The organism is Streptomyces sp. NTD91, from assembly GCF_059510455.1.
In genome coordinates this window covers 16,273-32,323 of the sequence record NZ_JCAJZW010000027.1, presented here as the reverse complement: position 1 = coordinate 32,323, position 16,051 = coordinate 16,273, and the positions used below count along the sequence as shown (strand labels likewise).

Genomic DNA, 16,051 nt, shown 5'->3' with positions numbered 1-16,051 from the left:
CTGCGTCCCCGTCGGCGCTATGTCCGATCGATGGCTGTGCGTGCCGGCCGGGCGGGGGGACCGTCGTCCGTGGAGAGCGGCAGGGTGGCCTCCGCGATGGTGCCGGTGGGGTGGCGGGGGCGGATGGTCAGGCTGCCGCCCGCCTCCTCGACGCGGACCCGGTGGGAGGCGATGCCGATGTGACCGCCCGCCATGGCGACGGCCTGGGGTTCCACCGCCGTTCCGACGCCGTCGTCGATCACCTGCAGCCGGGCGAGGTCCGCACCGACGTGGAGCCGGATCTCGGCGTTCCTGGCGTGCGCGTGCTTGACGACGTTGGTGAGCAGCTCCCGGGCGACCCGGTACAGCAGGCGGTCTGCCGGGCCTGTGGTCGGTGCGTCGCAGTGGACGACGACGGTCATCCCGGTGCGCTGGGACGCCTGCTCGGCGAGGACCGTCAGTGCCGACTGCAGGCCCGCGGTTTCGAGGACGCCGGGGTGCAGTCCCATGATCGAGGAACGCATCTGCGCCGTCGCCTCGTTCAGGGCGAGGGCCGCTCGGTCGAGGGAGGGGGACGGACGCTCATGAGCCGCTTCCTTGATGTCCTGGCGTGCGGCAAGGACGCTCTGCAGGGCCCCGTCGTGGACGATCTCCGCAAGCTCCTCCCGCTCGTGTTCCTCGATGGCCATGGTGCGAGCCAGCAGCCATGTCCGGTGCCGCGCCAGGGAGGCGATGAGTCCCATTCTGGACTGCTGGATCCAGGAAATGAGCGCGCAGCCCGTCCCCACCACGATCACGAACAGCGCGTGGATCAGTGTCCAGTGCCAGTACGGAATGCCTTGACGGTGGCCGATGCCGACACCGGCGACATAGCAGAGCGCGGCAGCGGCGCCGGCACACAGCGTGACGCGGGGGTGGGGCTGGAACGCGGCGAGTATCGGAACGAGGAAGAACGCGTCGTCGACGAACGGCGACGCCCAGGTGGGGTCGGAGAAGTGTCCCGAGACGGCCAGGAAAGCGGTGAGAGACACCAGGTCGACGGCCGGGGACGCCACCATGATGGCCGGTGCCGCAGGAGCGGCCCACGGTGCGGCCAGAACCGTCAGGAGGAGAAGGCTGCCCGCTCCGTAGACGACGAGGAGGGCGAGAGAGGCCTCGGCGTTGCGCAGCGGCGGGAAGACGACCAGTTCGGCGACCAGCGCCGCCACCACCACGGTCCGCAGCAGAGCCTGCATCCGTGCGGCCCGGCATTCCTGAGTCCGGCGTGCGATGTCCGTCTCCATGAGTGCCTCCCGGCACCTGCCCCTCTTCCTGTCAAGTATCCCCCGACCGTGGACCGCGGGCCGCCAGGAAGGGGCCTGGCCCAGGAAGCACCACAGCCGGGCCGACACCTGCGACCTGCTTCCTCTGCCCTCCCCCGATCGGAGGATCGCGTGTCGTCCGGTACAGCAGCCGACCGGCCGACGGTCCGGGGCACGCGAGCGGCGGACGCTCGAGACATGGCGACCACACACATTCCCCTCTCTGTGCGCAACACCGCCCACGCCGACGGCGGGACGAGCGCCCTGCGGGTGCCGAACTTCCGGCTGTTCGCCGCGACGCAGGCCGCGGCCAACACCGGTACCTGGATCCAGCGCACGGCACAGGACTGGCTGGTGCTGGAGCTCACCGGCAGTGCCGTGGCCGTCGCGGTGGCGGTCGCCCTGCAATGCATGCCCGCTCTGCTGTTCGGGCTGTGGGGCGGCTCGGTCGCCGACCGGTACCCGCGTCGCCGGATACTGATGGCCTGCCCCGTGGTGACCGCCCTGCTGGCCCTCGCCCTGGCCGTAGCGGTGCTCGGCCACTGCACGCCCCTGTGGTCCGTCTACGCCGTCGCTGTGTTCCTGGGGCTGGTGTCCGTCGTCGAGACCCCTGCCCGGCAGGCCTTCGTACCGGAACTGGTCGACCGTCATCTGCTGCGCAGCGCCGTGAGCGTGAACTCCGCGGGTTACCAGCTGGGCCGCCTGGCCGGCCCCGCGCTGGCCGGGGTACTCATCGGCGTCTGCGGCACCGGATGGACGTTCCTGCTGTGCGCGCTGACGTCCCTGCTGTGTCTGGCAGCGTTGCTGTTCGTACGGACGTCGGCTCCCAGGGCAGTTCCGTCGGCAGAACGGCGCCGGGGCCGCCGCCTGGAGGCCGTGCGCTACGTCAAGGCCCGGCCGCAACTGCTGTGGACACTCGTCCTGGTGGGCCTGATGGGCCTGCTCGGTTCAAACTTCGCGGTGCTGCTCCCGTCCTTCTCCGCGCTGGGTCTGCAGGCGGATCCGTCGGGATTCGGGCTGCTCAGCACCCTGCTGGCCGCGGGTTCGTTCGGCGGCGCACTGGTGGCGGCCCGACTGCGCGGCGAGGTACTGCGGGTGCTGGCCGGCTCGGCGCTGGCACTGGGAGTACTGGAGGCAGCGGCGTCACTGTGCACGGATCTGTGGGCGTTCGGTGCCCTGCTGGTGCCGATCGGCGCGTGCGCCCTGGCGTTCAGCACCACGGCCAATTCGAGCGTGCAACTCTGCGCCGAGCCCCACGTCCAGGGGCGGGTCAGCGGACTGTACGTGGTGGTGCTGCTCGGCGGTGCCGCCGTCGGCGCCCCGCTCGCCGGAACGGTGGTGCGCGCGGCCGGTCCGCGCTCGGCGTTCCTCGTCGCGGGCGTGTGCTGTCTGGCCCTGGCGGTACTGGCCACGCTGGTCGGCGCGCGCCTCCGGCACCGTCATGGCCGGTCACCGGCCCGGAGCGGGGACGATGCCCCGGCCTCGGCTCCTTGCGGGTCCGGCTGCGCCCCGGAGGACGCGGCCCGGCTGCAGGCCCTGGTCCGCATCGCGCAGATCATGGTCGAGGAGCAGCATCCGGAAGAGGCTCTGCGAGCCGCCGCAGCAGCCGCGGGCCAGGCACTGCGCGCCCGCGCCACCGTCGTATCCGCCCCTCCGGAGACGATCAACGGCGCCTCCCCGGCCGGTCACACCCACGCCGAGCGGAACATGTCCGCCGTGGACGGTCCTGCCGTGTACGGAGGCACGGAGACGGAAGTCCCAGAAGGCCCCATCGCGAGCACCCGGCATCTGGCCGTGCCTGTGGTCATGGAGGGACGGACCCGGGGTCGGATCCTGCTGATCCGGGGCCACGGTCGGCCTCGGTTCACCCACAGTGAGGCCGCCTTCGCGCATGCCCTGGCCCTGCAGCTCTCCGCGGGCCTGACACAACTGGCGCATCTGGAACGCATCCGCCGTCTGGCGTTCACCGACGCCCTCACCGGGCTCGCCAACCGGCGGGCTGCCGATCTCGCGCTCCGGGACGCCGTCGAACGGCACCAGAGCGACGGCACGGTCGTCTCCCTCATCGTCTGCGACCTGAACGGTCTCAAGCGGGTGAACGACACTGACGGACACGAAGCCGGTGACCGGCTGCTCAAGGAGTTCGCCACGCGGCTCACGTCGGCGGCCCGGACCCTGCCCGGCTGCGTCGCGGCACGGGTGGGCGGCGATGAGTTCTGCGTCATCGCCGGTGGCCGGCGAACGAGCGACGTCATGGCCGTGGCCGAGCGTATCTGCCGCGAGGCACGGCGCCTGGGCCGCGGCGACGGCGTCGCCTGCGGCGTGGCTTCCGCGCCCGACACGCTGTACCCGCGCACCACCGCGGAGGCACTGTTCCATCAGGCCGACGCCGCCCAGTACCGCGCCAAGCAGGCGCGGGCCCGCCGACCGGTGCTTGCCGCGCGCCCGCCTGCCGACGGCGACGCCACCGCAGCCTCCACGGCCCGCACGCGATCGTGCGCGGCCGCCCCCGTCTCATCCTGAATCGGAGTGCGGCGCACGCCGGGTCACGCTGCAATGGCAGATGAGCACCGGGATGCGTACTAGGACGAGGAGATGGACCGCCGTGGGGAGCCTCCGCCGCCTGTCCCACCGTCGAACAGCCACGACTCACCTCCCTGGAGTGCCCATGCGCGCGTTCCGTGCCCGTCGGACGCAGGCAGCGAAGGCTCCGCCGACCGCAGCGGCGATGGCGACAGTTGTCATGTTGAGCATGCTCATCGCGTCCCACTCAGCGCCGGGCCGTGCCCAGGCGACCGTCACCGTGCCCTGCCGAACCGGCGTCGCCGCACTCGTGAACGCGGTCGAGACAGTCAACACCGCCGGGTCCGGCACCGTGATTCTCGCGCCCCACTGCACGTACACCCTGGAAGTCCCGCAGGATGCGGACGCCGACGGCCTGCCCGCCGTCACCGGCGACGTCGCCGTCATCGGCAACTCCTCGACCATCACCCGCGCGCCGACGGCCGCCCCGTTTCGCATCCTGAAGGTGGCCGTGCACGGTCGTCTGACCCTGGTGAGCACCACCATCAGCGGAGGCAGGGCGGCCGCTCGCCGGGGTCAGGAGTCCCTCGGCGGCGGCATCGCCAACGACGGCCGCCTGGTGCTGCGCTCCAGCACCCTCACCGGCAACACCGCCGACCGGGGCGCGGGCCTGCACAACGGCCCGCAGGCCCACGCCACCATCGAAGGAACCGCCGTCACGGCGAACGACGCCACCGTCGCAGGCGGCGGGGTCACGAATCTCGGCACCCTCACGGCGGACGGATGCGTCCTCGGTGCCAACAGGGCCGTCGTCGGAGGGGCGCTGTTCAACGCCGACCACACCGCGTCGGTCACCGGTGTCGGCAGGACAGCCCTCACCCGGTGCCGGGTAAGCGGCAACACGGCCCGTGTCCTGGGCGGTGGCCTGTACAGCACCGGCGGCCGCAGCAGGCTGACCGTCGTGTCCGTGGTCCTGAGCGGCAACGTGTCCGGAGGCGGTGCGGGAGGTGTGTTCGTGTCCGCCGGCACCGCCGTCCTGAACCATTCGACCGTCAGGGGCAACACCGCCGGAGCCACCGGCGGCGGCCTGTCCGGCAACTTCGGGTCCGTGGCGCTCCGCTCGTCCAGCATCATCGGGAACCGCGCGGCCAAAGGCGGCGGAATATACGCCCCGCCGGGCGCCGCAGTCACCCTGACGGCGTCCCGGGTACGGGACGACATCCCGGACGACTGCGCCCCGGCCGGCAGTGTCACCGGATGCCGGCCGGCCGGTCCCCGGCCGCCTCACGCGCCCGCCACGGCGGGTGTCCACAGTGCCGTCGTCTGTCTGTCAGGGCTGCCCCGCGAAGCGATCGCGACCGTCCGGCTCATCCGCCGTCACGGCGCCTTTCCGTACCCGCAGGACGGGGCGGTCTTCGGCAACTTCGAGGACTTCCTCCCCCACGCGCCCAGCGGCTACTACCACGAGTACACCGTCGTGACGCCCGGCGTCCTGGACCGCGGAGCCCGCCGCATCGTGACCGGCGGCCACGGCGAGGAGTACTACAGCGACGATCACTACGCCGCCTTCCGTCGCATACTCCCCGCCTGCTGACCCTTCGGCATGCGCAGCAGGCGCAGTCGGCGGCATCCGTCGAAGGCCGAGCACCCGGCCTCCACAGGCGTGCGCGGCAGACGCAAGTCGCGCTGCTCCGACGGCGTCATGGCGACGGTGGAACACCGGTCAGGGGCTGACAGACGTCACGAGTGAGCGTAGCGGCTCGTCACACCATGCCCTCAGCGCGAGATCATGTCGACGTGTCAGTCGGGGCATCGGCGCCATGGCAGCCCTGGGGATGCGAACGGTCGGCGCCTACGCGGCGCTGCCGGAGAGCAAAGGCGCCGGCCTGCTTCGGCAGCGCGGACATCGCAGCCGACCGCGCCTCGGCCCGTTCAGAGCATGCACGTGCGCCGGGGGGACACGCGAACCGGCCGGTCTCCTCGGGAAGGCCGCCGGTCGATGGAGTGCCTGGTGACGTCAGTGGTCGGTGCAGGCGTCGGCGAAGGCGAGGAGAGGTGGTCTTCTTCGAGAGCATGCAGGGGCAGACTGTCGGGGCGGGGTCATCGGGATCTCCTCCGGGACATCAGCGGTCTTACCGCAGCGGTGCGAGAGATGTGCACGGCGAGGGCCGGTGGTACTGGTGCTCGGCCCTGCCGACCCGATCTGTCAGCGCCATGTGACCTGGCTGGTCGGATAACGGCACCCGCGGCACCACGGTGGTCCGTTCCCGGCTGCCGCGCCGCAGGAGTCGTTGGCCCGAGCCCACGCCGCTGTGGTAAGACGTCGCCCGATCGGGGATCCACTGGTAGTGCTTCCCACACTGTTCCATGCCCGGTGGGCGGGACGGCCGGCGGCGGACCAGGACCACTCTCGTCCGTACGTAGCAGGCACTCACCGCCATCGGCCCCTGGTGGAGCCCTCCCTGGCCCCTCCTGGGCAACGCGCGAACCACTCGGCACACACCCACCCCCGCCACCCGACAGCCCGCCACTGGCCCCGAAACCAAAGCCGTGGCCGCCTGCGCCTCCGCCTCGGCCCACAACACCTACCTGGCCACATCGGCATCGCCCCTGCCAGACACTCCGTGGCGACACGGCGCTCAAGTCGCGGGCCGGGCGTCGGCGCGTTCCACCTGCCCGACGGCTTACGGCGAGTCCCCACTGCCGTGGCCGTCAGGCGGTGACGGCGGCGCGTTCGCGGGCTGCGCGGACGGCGGCGCTGAGGCTGGTGAGGTTGTAGGCGCCGTGGTGTCTGCGGCCGTTGACGAAGAAGGTGGGGGTACCGGCCACGCTGCTGAGGTCGGCCGACTCAACGTTCTCGGCGACGCGGGCCGCGCCGGTGTGGGCGCGCATGTCTCGTGCGAAGCGTTCCGCGTCCAGTCCGATGGCGGCCGCGTGGGCGTGCAGGTCTTCGATGCGGAGGGCTTCCTGGTGGCTGAGCAGCAGGTCGTGCATGTCCCAGAAGCGGCCCTGGCGTGCGGCTGCTTCGGAGGCTTCAGCGGCGAGTTGGGCGTGGATGTGCACGTCGGTGAGGGGGAGGTGGCGCCATACGTAGCGTACGTCTCCGGAGTCGGCGAGGAGTTCGCGGACGACGGGCTCGGCCTGCCCGCAGTAGGGGCATTCGTAGTCGCCGTACTCCACTACGGTCACGGCGGCCAGGTGCGGCCCTCGGATGTGATCGCGGTCGGGGTCGACGGGCACGGCCAGGTCGACGAGTGTCTCCGCCTTCCCGAGCAGTGCCCGGGCCCGCAGGGGAGGCGGCAGAAGCTCGATCGCCGCGGCGACGAGCCGGGCTGTCAGGAAGGAACAGACCAGGGTGGCGAGGATGCCGATCTTGGCCTCGTCGAGGTGTGCGCCGTGGAAGGCGAGGGCCGCGATGAGCAGGGAGACGGTGAATCCGACCCCGCACAGCGTGCCGCCGACAGATGCCGCTCCCCAGCCGACCGGGAAGCGCAGCCGCCCTTGCGAGGCGAGGGTGGCGAAGGCACAGGCCCCGACGATGCCCAGCGGCTTGCCCAGGACGTAGGCGATGAGGATGCCCAGGGTGACGGGCGAGGTGAACGCTCGCGCCAGTTGGTCGCCGCTGATCTCGATGCCGGCGTTGGCCAGGGCGAACAGCGGGACGACCAGGTAGCTGGTCCAAGGGTGGTAGATCCGTTGCAGGCGGTCGTTGGGGGAGATCGCCGAGGCCATGCCGGCGCGGACGGACCGCTCGAGTTCCGGGGTGGGCTGCTCGCGGAACAGCCGGAAGAGGCCGCTCGCGTGCTCCAGGTCGGCGCGCGAGGCAGGGTAGGCGTAGGTGAGCAGCCCCAGGGCGAGACCGACCACGACCGGGTCCACCCCCGACTCGAGCAGGGCGACCCAGGCGACCAAGCCCAGAAGGGCGTACACGCTGCCGTGGCGTACGCCGAGCCGCCGAACAAGCAGGACGAGTGCGAGGGCGCCGATGGCGACGACCAGTGCGGGCGCGGTGATGCGGTCGCTGTAGGCGAAGGCGATGACGCCGAGGGAGAGGAAGTCATCGACCACGCTCAGCAGGAGGATGAAGACCCGCAGCCCGGGCGGCATACCGCGGCCCGCGACGGCCAGCACGCCCAGGGCGAACGCAGTGTCCGTGGACATCGCCGCTCCCCAGCCCTGTTCGCCGCCGTGTCCGGCGTTGACGGCGAGGTACAGGGCGATGGGCACGATCATGCCGCTGAGCCCCGCGACAAGCGGCAGCGCCAGCCGCTTGCGTTCGCGCAGTTCGCCCATGTCGAACTCACGGCGTGCCTCCAGACCCACGACGAAGAAGAAGAGTGTCATCAGTCCGCTGTTGATCCACTCACGCAGGCCGAGCGAGACCCCGTACGTTCCGATGCGGACGGACAGATGGGTGTCCCAGAACGACGTGTATGCCGATGGTGCCGCGTTGGCCCAGACGAGCGCGGCGAGCGCGGCGGCGACCAGGACGGCGGAGCCGCCGGTCTCGGTGTGCAAGAAGGCACGCAGCGGGGAACGCGATGTGCTGCCGCACACCGTCTGGCCTGTGTAAGCGTCCGGTTCACGGGGCATGGGTCAGATTCTCGTCGAGGCAGGACTACGGGCCGACGGACAGAGAGCCGGTGTGTCGGCCGCGTGGCCCTTTGCAGCCGGGCGGACCAGCTGGAACATGCGGCCCGGCACACGCCGTGCGTCAACGGTGGCACCAGTAGGCCAGGGACAACCGGAGCGGCTGCCTCGCCCCGGGGCACCACCAAGTGGAGATGTTCAGGCCGACCGAGGCTCGCGTCTCTCTGGGCGGCGGCGCCGCCCTCTCTCAGGCCCTGCCCCTGCCTTCCTTGAACACGCGGTCAAGGTCAGGTGGCGCTGCCCTCATGCGCGTGGCTCAGGGTATGAGCACCAGCTTCCGGCCTGATGTCCGGCCGGCCGTCACTCGCTCGAACGCGACCGGCCCCTCTGTCAGTGGCAGAGGTTCGGGGGTGAGGCGGAGCAGCCCTTGTGCGAGGTCGGTTGCGAGTCGGGCGAGTTGCGCAGGGTCGGGCCGCACATAGAGGTTGGTACTGGTGATCCCTCGCTCGGGGTTGGGCGCGTCCGAGGTCAGAGAGCAGAGTTGCCCGCGGTCACGGATGAGGGGCAAGGCAGTCGCCGCCGTGCCGGGCGCGGCGATCAGGGCCGCATCGAACCCGCCTTGCGCTCGTGCAGGCCATGCCGGGTCGTGGTGGTCGATGACCTCGACGGCTCCGAGACCGCGGAGGCGCTCCTCGGCGGACCGCGAGGCTGTCGTCGTCACCTCGACTCCGGTGACCGCCGCCAGTTGGACGGCCAGGGAGCCGGTGTTGCCGCCTCCGTTGACGATCAGGAGGCGCTGTCCTGCGGTGAGCCCCAGCGCCTCCAGGGCCTGCAGTGCGGTGAGGCCGTTGATCGGGAGCGCGGCCGCCGCAGCGGATTCCAGTTCGTTCGGGACGGGTGCTGTGTGGGCGGCGGTGACAAGGACCTGCTCGGCCCAGAAGCCGCTGCCGCCCGGAAGCGGCGCCTCATGGGCCACCACACGGTCACCGACGGAGATCCCCTGGACACCGGGGCCGACCGCACGTGTCCGGCCAACGCCCTCGACGCCCAGTGCGGCGGAGGGGCGCAGGCCGACATCCCAGCCGCCGGTGTTCAGCAGCCTGTCCCACGGCCCTACGCCGGCGGCCTCGACCGTGATGAGTACCTGGCCCGTGCCGGGCGACGGAGGTTCGGGAAGGTTGAGGAGGGTGACTTCCGTCGCCCCGGGCGTGGAGACTCCGCTTGCTTTCATCACTGCTCCTTTCGTCAGGTCGTTCGGGCCGCCCGGTGGCCGGTCCTGCGCGTGCGGCGGCGCCGAGGGCCCCGGACCGGGGAGGTCGTCAGGTGGCGGTGGTCTATGGCGTCTCCTGATCGTGCTGGTAGGCCGCGAGGAGGAAGAGCCAGATCTCGCTGACGGTGGGGAAAGGAGCGATCGCGTGCCTGAGCCGCTTGAGTGGGACCTCGCCGGCGACCGCGATGGTCGCCGAGTGCAGGAGCTCGCTGACGCCGGGGCCCACGAAGGTCACTCCGACAAGAACTTCCCGGTCGAGGTCGACGACCAGCCGGGCGTGGCCCCGGTAGCCGTCGGCGTAGAGGTTGGCACCCTGGGCGGCGTTGAAGTCGAGGTCGACGACCTTGATGCGGTACCCGGCGCGCTCCGCCTGTTCGGCGTTCAGGCCCACCGCGGCCGCCTCGGGGTCGCTGAAGAAGACCTGCGCCACGGCGTGCTGGTCGGCGGTGGTCGCATGGTCGCCCCAGGGCGTGTCGTCCAACGGGCGGTCGGCAGCGCGGGCGCCGATGGCGTCGCCCGCGGTCCGGGCTTGGTATTTGCCCTGATGGGTGAGCAGGGCACGATGGTTGACGTCGCCGAGGGCGTACAGCCAGTCGCCTTCGACACCCTGCACCAGGCAGGTGGTGTCCACGTCCAGCCAGGAGCCGGGAGCGAGGCCGACCGTCTCCAGACCGATGTCGTCGGTGGCGGGCGTGCGGCCGGTGGCGAACAGGACTTCGTCGGCCTCCAACTCGCCGCCGTCGTCGAGGGTGAGGGTGACCGGCCCCCCCGGGTCCGGGCGGCGCAGGGCGGTCACCTGGATGCCGATCCGCACATCCGCGCCCGCCTCGCTCAATCCCTGAGCGACCAGTTCGCCGGCAAAGGGTTCCATGCGGGGGATCAGCCGACGGCGGACGAGCAGGGTGACCTGGGAGCCGAGGCCCTGCCAGAGAGTTGCCATCTCGATGGCGACTCCGCCGCCGCCGATGATCGCGAGGCGGGTGGGCACGGTGCTGGAGTCGGTGCCGTGCCGGTTCGTCCAGGCACGGGCCTCGGCGATGCCCGGGATGTCGGGCAACGCCGGCCGGCTGCCGGTGGCGATGGCCACCGCGTGCCGGGCCGTGAGGGTCTGCCGGGCGCCGTCGTCACGGGTGACGCTGACGCGTCGGGGCCCGTCGAGACGGCCGTGGCCACGGAAGAGGTCGGCTCCGATGGACTTGAAGAACAGAGCCTGTCCGGAGTCGTCCCAGTCGGAGACATAGCGGTTGCGACGTGCGAAGACGCCATCGGCGTCGAGCCGACCGGTGACGGCCTGCCGGGCACCGTCCACGCGCCGCGCGTCGGCCACGGCGATGACCGGCCGCAGCATCGCCTTACTGGGCACGCACGCCCAGTACGAGCACTCACCGCCGACCAGTTCCCGTTCCACGACCGCCACGGAGAGGCCGGCGGCACGGGCGCGGTCGGCGACGTTCGCACCGACCGGGCCTGCGCCCAGCACGACCACGTCGTAAGGCGCGCCTGTCCGGGATTCGCGCGATTCGCTCATGTTCTTCCTCGCATTCCTGGGAGTGACTGACGACGGCCGAGGCGGTGGTGACGCCGCCCGTGGGGCCGGCCGGTCGGGCCCGGACCGGCCTGCTCCCCGACCAGGCCATGACGCGTCGGTCAGGCGTGGGTGTGCGGAGTGACGACCGGCCATTGGGTGTCGGTATCGGCGAGGACGGTGCAGTAGTTCGTGAGGAGGTTCAACGCCAGAGTGCCCACGACCTCGGCGATCTCCGCGTCGGTGACGCACACGGCCGGGGCAGCCTTGATCTGCGTCTCGCCGATGTGGCCGCGACCACGGGCAATGCGGGGGGCAGTGCCAGCAGTGCGGTGTGCGGGTCGGCGTACTCCGTGTGGCGGGCACGCTCCAGTTCCCCGGTGTCGACCCGGCCACGGTGCCCTATGCAGGTGTGGGCGCAGAGGCGGTAGCTGCCATTGTTGTACTCGGCGGTGGCCAGCGCCAGCCGTTCCCACACCGGGGCCGGGGTCATGGTCCCGGTCCCGGTCCCGTGAGGGCAGCTTCCTCGCGGCGATCACCCACGAGCAGCCGGACACCATCACCAGCACCGGCGGCCGGCCCGTCTGCCCGTGCGAGCGGGCTGTCCGCCCCGGGAACCGCAGGTCACACCGGGCCGGCTCGCCCGGTCGCTACGTCGTCCGGGACATCGGGTCCACCGGCAAACACGACCCACGTTCCTTGAGGATCGTCGGCTCCGCAATCACGGTCGCCGGAATGGTCGGCGTCTCCCGCGACACCTTGCGGAGTTGCACCTCGACCGCGTCCACCGCTGAGCCCTTCAGCGGACGCTCGTACTTCGGCGGCCGGCAGTGCGCCAGAACACGCCTCGCAGTGTTCTCCGAGATGCCCAGGTGCCGGGCGATCGTCCCGACCCCCGCTCGATCGTCTCCTCACGGTCCTACCCCTCCTGCAACACCCGGCATCTCCCTGCCCTTGAATTCGAACAGGCGGCTGCCCGCAGGAGCCGAAAGGGAAGAAGCGGACTCCAGTCCGTGTACTCGAAGCGACGGTGAAACTCCCGACGCACGGCTCTCGGCGTCCGGCTGGACCACGGTCTCGACGACCATGGGATTTCCGGCGTCGATGGGCAGCCAGTCCCGATTTGCAGCCCGGAGCGGCTGGATCTCGTCGACGCCCGGCCTCAGCAGTTCCAGGCCGAGCTGCTCGACAACCTTGCTCAGCAGGCACCTCGCTGGCGGCCCAACCGACACGTGCAGGGATTGAGACGGCGCGGATCTCGGCTGTTCCCTTGAAGCGGTCACGTTGACCTCGACCCGCGGATTGTGCCGCAGGTTCTCCACCGTATGGGGCGACGCCATGTTCATGAATACCAGGTGATCGTCGTCGTGGACGCGCACGGACCCCTTCGGGGAGAGGTTCGGGGATCCGTCATCGCAGACCGTCGCAACGAACGCCAGCTTGGCGCTGGTGACGATGCGCCGCATGTCCTCAGTGATTATTCCCATCGCTCCTCAACCTTTCCTGCCACTTCTGCGTGCCCCGCCCTCCTGGGACGTCACGACGCAGCCTTTTTCGAGTGCGCGCCACAACAGGCCGATGGCCTGGTCCGCCGAAGCCTCGGCCGCTCGCTCTGCGGCCGTTGGGCGGGCTTCCCGATCGCGTTGGACGCCCCTTGTCCGCCGACACCCCGGTCAGTGATGACATCCGCGCCGACGGCCGTTCCGGCGACCGTGTCCCGGAGCCCGACCGGCGGTCGGCCTCCACGGTGCCACCGTGAACCGGTCCGACCGCCTGATGCGCGCCGCGCCTGGTGGGTACGGCCGCACGCGGCCGTACCCTGTCCGGCGGGTGCCATGAGTCGGTGTCAGGACCGGGAGACACCCCGTCGTGGATGTGCTCAGGTCAGCACGATCTTCGCGCCACCGGCCTGCCCGGCGGACACCCGGGCGAAAGCGGCCGGCCCCTCACTCAACGGGAGCGCTTCCACGTTCTGCTTCAGCTTCCCCTCCACAACCGCCTCCGCCAGATGGGCTAGCTGAGCGGCATCAGGCCGGACGTAGAGATCCGTGCTGGTGATACCACGCTCCCCCGCCGGCGCGTCCGAGGTCAGCGACACCAGACGCCCACCGTCCCGCACCAGCGACAGCGCGGCCTGCGCCGTACCGGCAGCAGCGATCAGTGCACCGTCGAACCCACCACGAACCCGACCCGCCCAATCCGAGTCGTGGTAGTCGACAACCGCCAACGCGCCCAGACCACGCAGGCGTTCAGCAGCCGAAGCGGACGCCGTCACCGTCACCTCGATCCCCCGAGCAGCAGCAATCTGCAACGCCAGCACACCGGTCGCCCCACCACCATTGGTGATCAGAAGCCGCTGCCCCCGGCTGAGCCCCAGCGCCTCCAGCGACTGGTACGCCGTGAGCCCGGCAACCGGCAGCGCCCCCGCCTGCACCGGATCCAGCCCCGCCGGGCAGATCGCAGCACTGGCTGCGGTGATCAGCACCCGCTCAGCCCAGAAGCCACTGCCACCGGGCAACGGGACCTCATGCGCAAGCACCCGGTCACCGACAGCAAAGCCCTCGACACCAGGACCCACTGCCACAACCCGGCCCACGCCCTCTACACCCAGCGCCGCCGGCGGACGCAGCCCCACATCCCAGCCCGCGCCGTTCAGCAACCGATCCCACGGACCGACACCGGCCGCCTCCACCTCCAGCAGAAGCTGACCAGAGCCAGGGTCAGGCGGCTCAGGCACCTCCAGGAGGACGACGTCCGCATCGGGTCCGGACACTCCGCTTGCCTTCATGGTTCATCCCTTCACTCGGTCCGGCCGACGGTAGGCACGAGCCGGCCGCACATCTTCACTTCGGGGTTTCGGCGCTCAACCGGGCGCACCGACCGAGCCGACGGAGGGGATGTCGATGTCGGTCCGGTTCACGTTGTTGAGAAAATTGGTCAACAGGGCCTGCACTGCGACCGTGACGATCGCCAAGATCTGCGGGTCGGTGTAGCCGGCGCCGCGCACAGCCGCGAGGTCCGCGTCGCTGACTCGCCCGCGGCTCTCGACCACCCGTTGAGCGAAGCGAGCGACTGCGGCGCGCTTGGGGTCGACCGAGCTACCGGCGCGAGCCAGGTCGATGTCGTTGCTCGACATACCGCCGAGTTCGGATGATACGTAGGTGTGAATCGCCAGGCAGTAGGCGCAACCGTTGGCCTCCGAGACCGCGAGGGCGATGGTGTGCCGCGTCTTCGCGTCCAGAACGCGACTCATGGTGCTCTGCAGCGTCACGACGGCGTCAAGAACGGTCGGGTTCGCCGCGATGGTCTTGAACATGTTCGGGACGAAGCCGAGCTGTGCGCCGACGTTGTCGAGGACGCCTTGCGCTGCCGCGGGGACATCGCGGGAAGAGGGAACGTTCAGTCGTGACACAGCGCATCAACCTCCGGTAGGTGTGCGAGTAGTCGCCGAGCCCAGGCCAGGCCGAGCATTTTTTGGGCTTGACAGCCCACTCCTCGGAGCTAACACCGCCCAAGACTGGGCTGTCAAGCCCACCCTGCGGTATCGTGCGACGTATGGAAGCGACGACACGAGCCCGGGTGCCTCGCAGGCTCACGGACAAGGGCCAGGCGACGCGTACCCGGATCCTGGAGCATGCCGCGGAACTCATCTACACGAAGGGTGTCCACGCGACGAACAACGAGCAGCTCCGTCGCGCAGCCGGCGTCAGCGGCTCACAGCTCAACCACTACTTCCCGACCAAGGAGAGTCTCGTCCTGGCAGTCATCGCATGGCAGGCCGATCGCGTCCTCGCATTCCATCGCAGTGAGCGATTCGCCTCCTTCGACGACCTCGACGCATTTCGGGTGTGGGCGGATTTCTACGCCGGCTACGAGCGCGCCTACCAGGAAGGCTGCACCCTCGGCTCCCTCGCGAGCGAGATCATCAAGACCGACCTCGACGTTCACGATGAGCTCGCGAGTGCGTTCGATCAGTGGCGGGACATCTTCCGTGACGGGCTCCAGCACATGCAGCGACTCGGCCGCCTCAGCACCGACGCGAATCCGGCGCAGTTGGCCAATCTGCTTCTCTCCGCATTCCAGGGCGGCAGCCTCCTCGCTCAGGTCGCTCGGGACGTCACGCCGCTGAAGGACGCGTTGCAGGCAGCCATCGATTACGTGCAGACCTTCGCGAGGTCTCCCGAAGGCGACGTACCCCAGGCTCGCTAGGGCTTGTTTCGAAAGTAGCGTCGTCCGCCCGGAGGGCGGGGTCCGCGGCGTCTGGTGCGGTGCATCGCAAGGCGGAGGGTCGTCCTCGTACCGGGCGTACGTGGACGATCCGACAGCGCGGCGAGGTGCCGTGCCAGGCGTCGGCCTGTCCGACCGTTCACGTCGTTGCCCGAAGGGCGGCAACGCGGCGTCAGGTGCGTGCTCCCGGCGTGTCGGCCCCAGGCCCTCGTAATGGACGTACTTGGCTCTGGGGTCGGTCCGGCGAGTGGGCGAGCGTGCCCAGCCGCCGACGGCTGAGACGGCCCCTCGAGCGTGAGAAGGGTGGTATCCGCGACCGCGGGCCCGGGTGGCAGTCGAGCATCCGCGTCATGAGGCGGACACGCGAGACCGTCATGGCGCGTGCAACTCCGCGCGGATGTGCGGCTTGCCGGGCTCGTTCAGCAAGATCGCGGCCCCATCCGTGGCAACGCGCTCGGCGACAGATGCTCAGCGCCCGCACGGCTCCTGAGACCGCGGCATACCAATCCCCCACCAGCCTCCACACGCGGTCATGGATCTGCCGGCCGTGCGCTCCGTCCCGGGATCCCATCGCTGAGGAAGAGCGCACGACAGCAGTCGCACTCTCCTTGAGCTGTTCAGGAAGTCGAGTCGAGG

Annotated in this window: 11 protein-coding genes; 3 read left to right on the top strand and 8 right to left on the bottom strand. The window is 70.5% G+C overall.

What is annotated here, in order from left to right:
- Positions 1-17: 17 nt before the first annotated feature.
- The gene (locus tag AC5WRT_RS25225) at positions 18-1,262 is read right to left on the bottom strand and encodes a sensor histidine kinase (RefSeq protein WP_496095588.1); all 1,245 of its coding nucleotides are present in this window, start codon (positions 1,260-1,262) and stop codon (positions 18-20) included.
- Between the two features lie 216 nt (positions 1,263-1,478).
- On the opposite strand from AC5WRT_RS25225, the gene AC5WRT_RS25220 reads away from it, so the two are divergent.
- A complete protein-coding gene (locus AC5WRT_RS25220) occupies positions 1,479-3,803 on the top strand; it encodes an MFS transporter (RefSeq protein WP_496095589.1) in 2,325 nt (774 codons plus the stop codon).
- Between the two features lie 229 nt (positions 3,804-4,032).
- Complete coding sequence (locus AC5WRT_RS25215; RefSeq protein WP_496095590.1) at positions 4,033-5,397, top strand: guanyl-specific ribonuclease; 1,365 nt, start codon at positions 4,033-4,035, stop codon at positions 5,395-5,397.
- Between the two features lie 1,118 nt (positions 5,398-6,515).
- On the opposite strand, the gene nhaA is transcribed toward AC5WRT_RS25215, so the two are convergent.
- The 7 genes from nhaA to AC5WRT_RS25180 all read right to left on the bottom strand — a co-directional run bounded on the left by nhaA (position 6,516) and on the right by AC5WRT_RS25180 (position 14,600).
- Positions 6,516-8,396, bottom strand: coding sequence for a Na+/H+ antiporter NhaA (gene nhaA / locus AC5WRT_RS25210; RefSeq protein ID WP_496095591.1), 1,881 nt, complete (start codon positions 8,394-8,396; stop codon positions 6,516-6,518).
- Positions 8,397-8,709: 313 nt separating this feature from the next.
- The gene (locus AC5WRT_RS25205; RefSeq protein ID WP_496095592.1) at positions 8,710-9,624 is read right to left on the bottom strand and encodes an NADP-dependent oxidoreductase; all 915 of its coding nucleotides are present in this window, start codon (positions 9,622-9,624) and stop codon (positions 8,710-8,712) included.
- Positions 9,625-9,727: 103 nt separating this feature from the next.
- Positions 9,728-11,191: a dihydrolipoyl dehydrogenase family protein gene (locus tag AC5WRT_RS25200; RefSeq protein WP_496095593.1), complete on the bottom strand. Its 1,464-nt coding sequence runs from the start codon at positions 11,189-11,191 to the stop codon at positions 9,728-9,730.
- Between the two features lie 119 nt (positions 11,192-11,310).
- Positions 11,311-11,442 carry a hypothetical protein gene (locus AC5WRT_RS25195; protein WP_496095594.1) on the bottom strand — a complete coding sequence of 44 codons (132 nt, stop codon included), beginning with the start codon at positions 11,440-11,442 and terminating at the stop codon, positions 11,311-11,313.
- Between the two features lie 657 nt (positions 11,443-12,099).
- A complete protein-coding gene (locus tag AC5WRT_RS25190) occupies positions 12,100-12,675 on the bottom strand; it encodes a pyridoxamine 5'-phosphate oxidase family protein (RefSeq protein ID WP_496095595.1) in 576 nt (191 codons plus the stop codon).
- 392 nt (positions 12,676-13,067) lie between these two features.
- Positions 13,068-13,976, bottom strand: a complete 909-nt coding sequence (locus AC5WRT_RS25185) for an NADP-dependent oxidoreductase (RefSeq protein ID WP_496095596.1) — start codon at positions 13,974-13,976, stop codon at positions 13,068-13,070.
- A 75-nt stretch (positions 13,977-14,051) separates the two neighbouring features.
- A complete protein-coding gene (locus tag AC5WRT_RS25180) occupies positions 14,052-14,600 on the bottom strand; it encodes a carboxymuconolactone decarboxylase family protein (RefSeq protein WP_496095597.1) in 549 nt (182 codons plus the stop codon).
- Positions 14,601-14,743: 143 nt separating this feature from the next.
- Between AC5WRT_RS25180 and AC5WRT_RS25175 the strand changes: the two genes are divergently transcribed.
- On the top strand, positions 14,744-15,397 hold the full coding sequence (locus tag AC5WRT_RS25175; RefSeq protein WP_496095598.1) for a TetR/AcrR family transcriptional regulator: 654 nt from the start codon (positions 14,744-14,746) through the stop codon (positions 15,395-15,397).
- Positions 15,398-16,051: the final 654 nt, after the last annotated feature.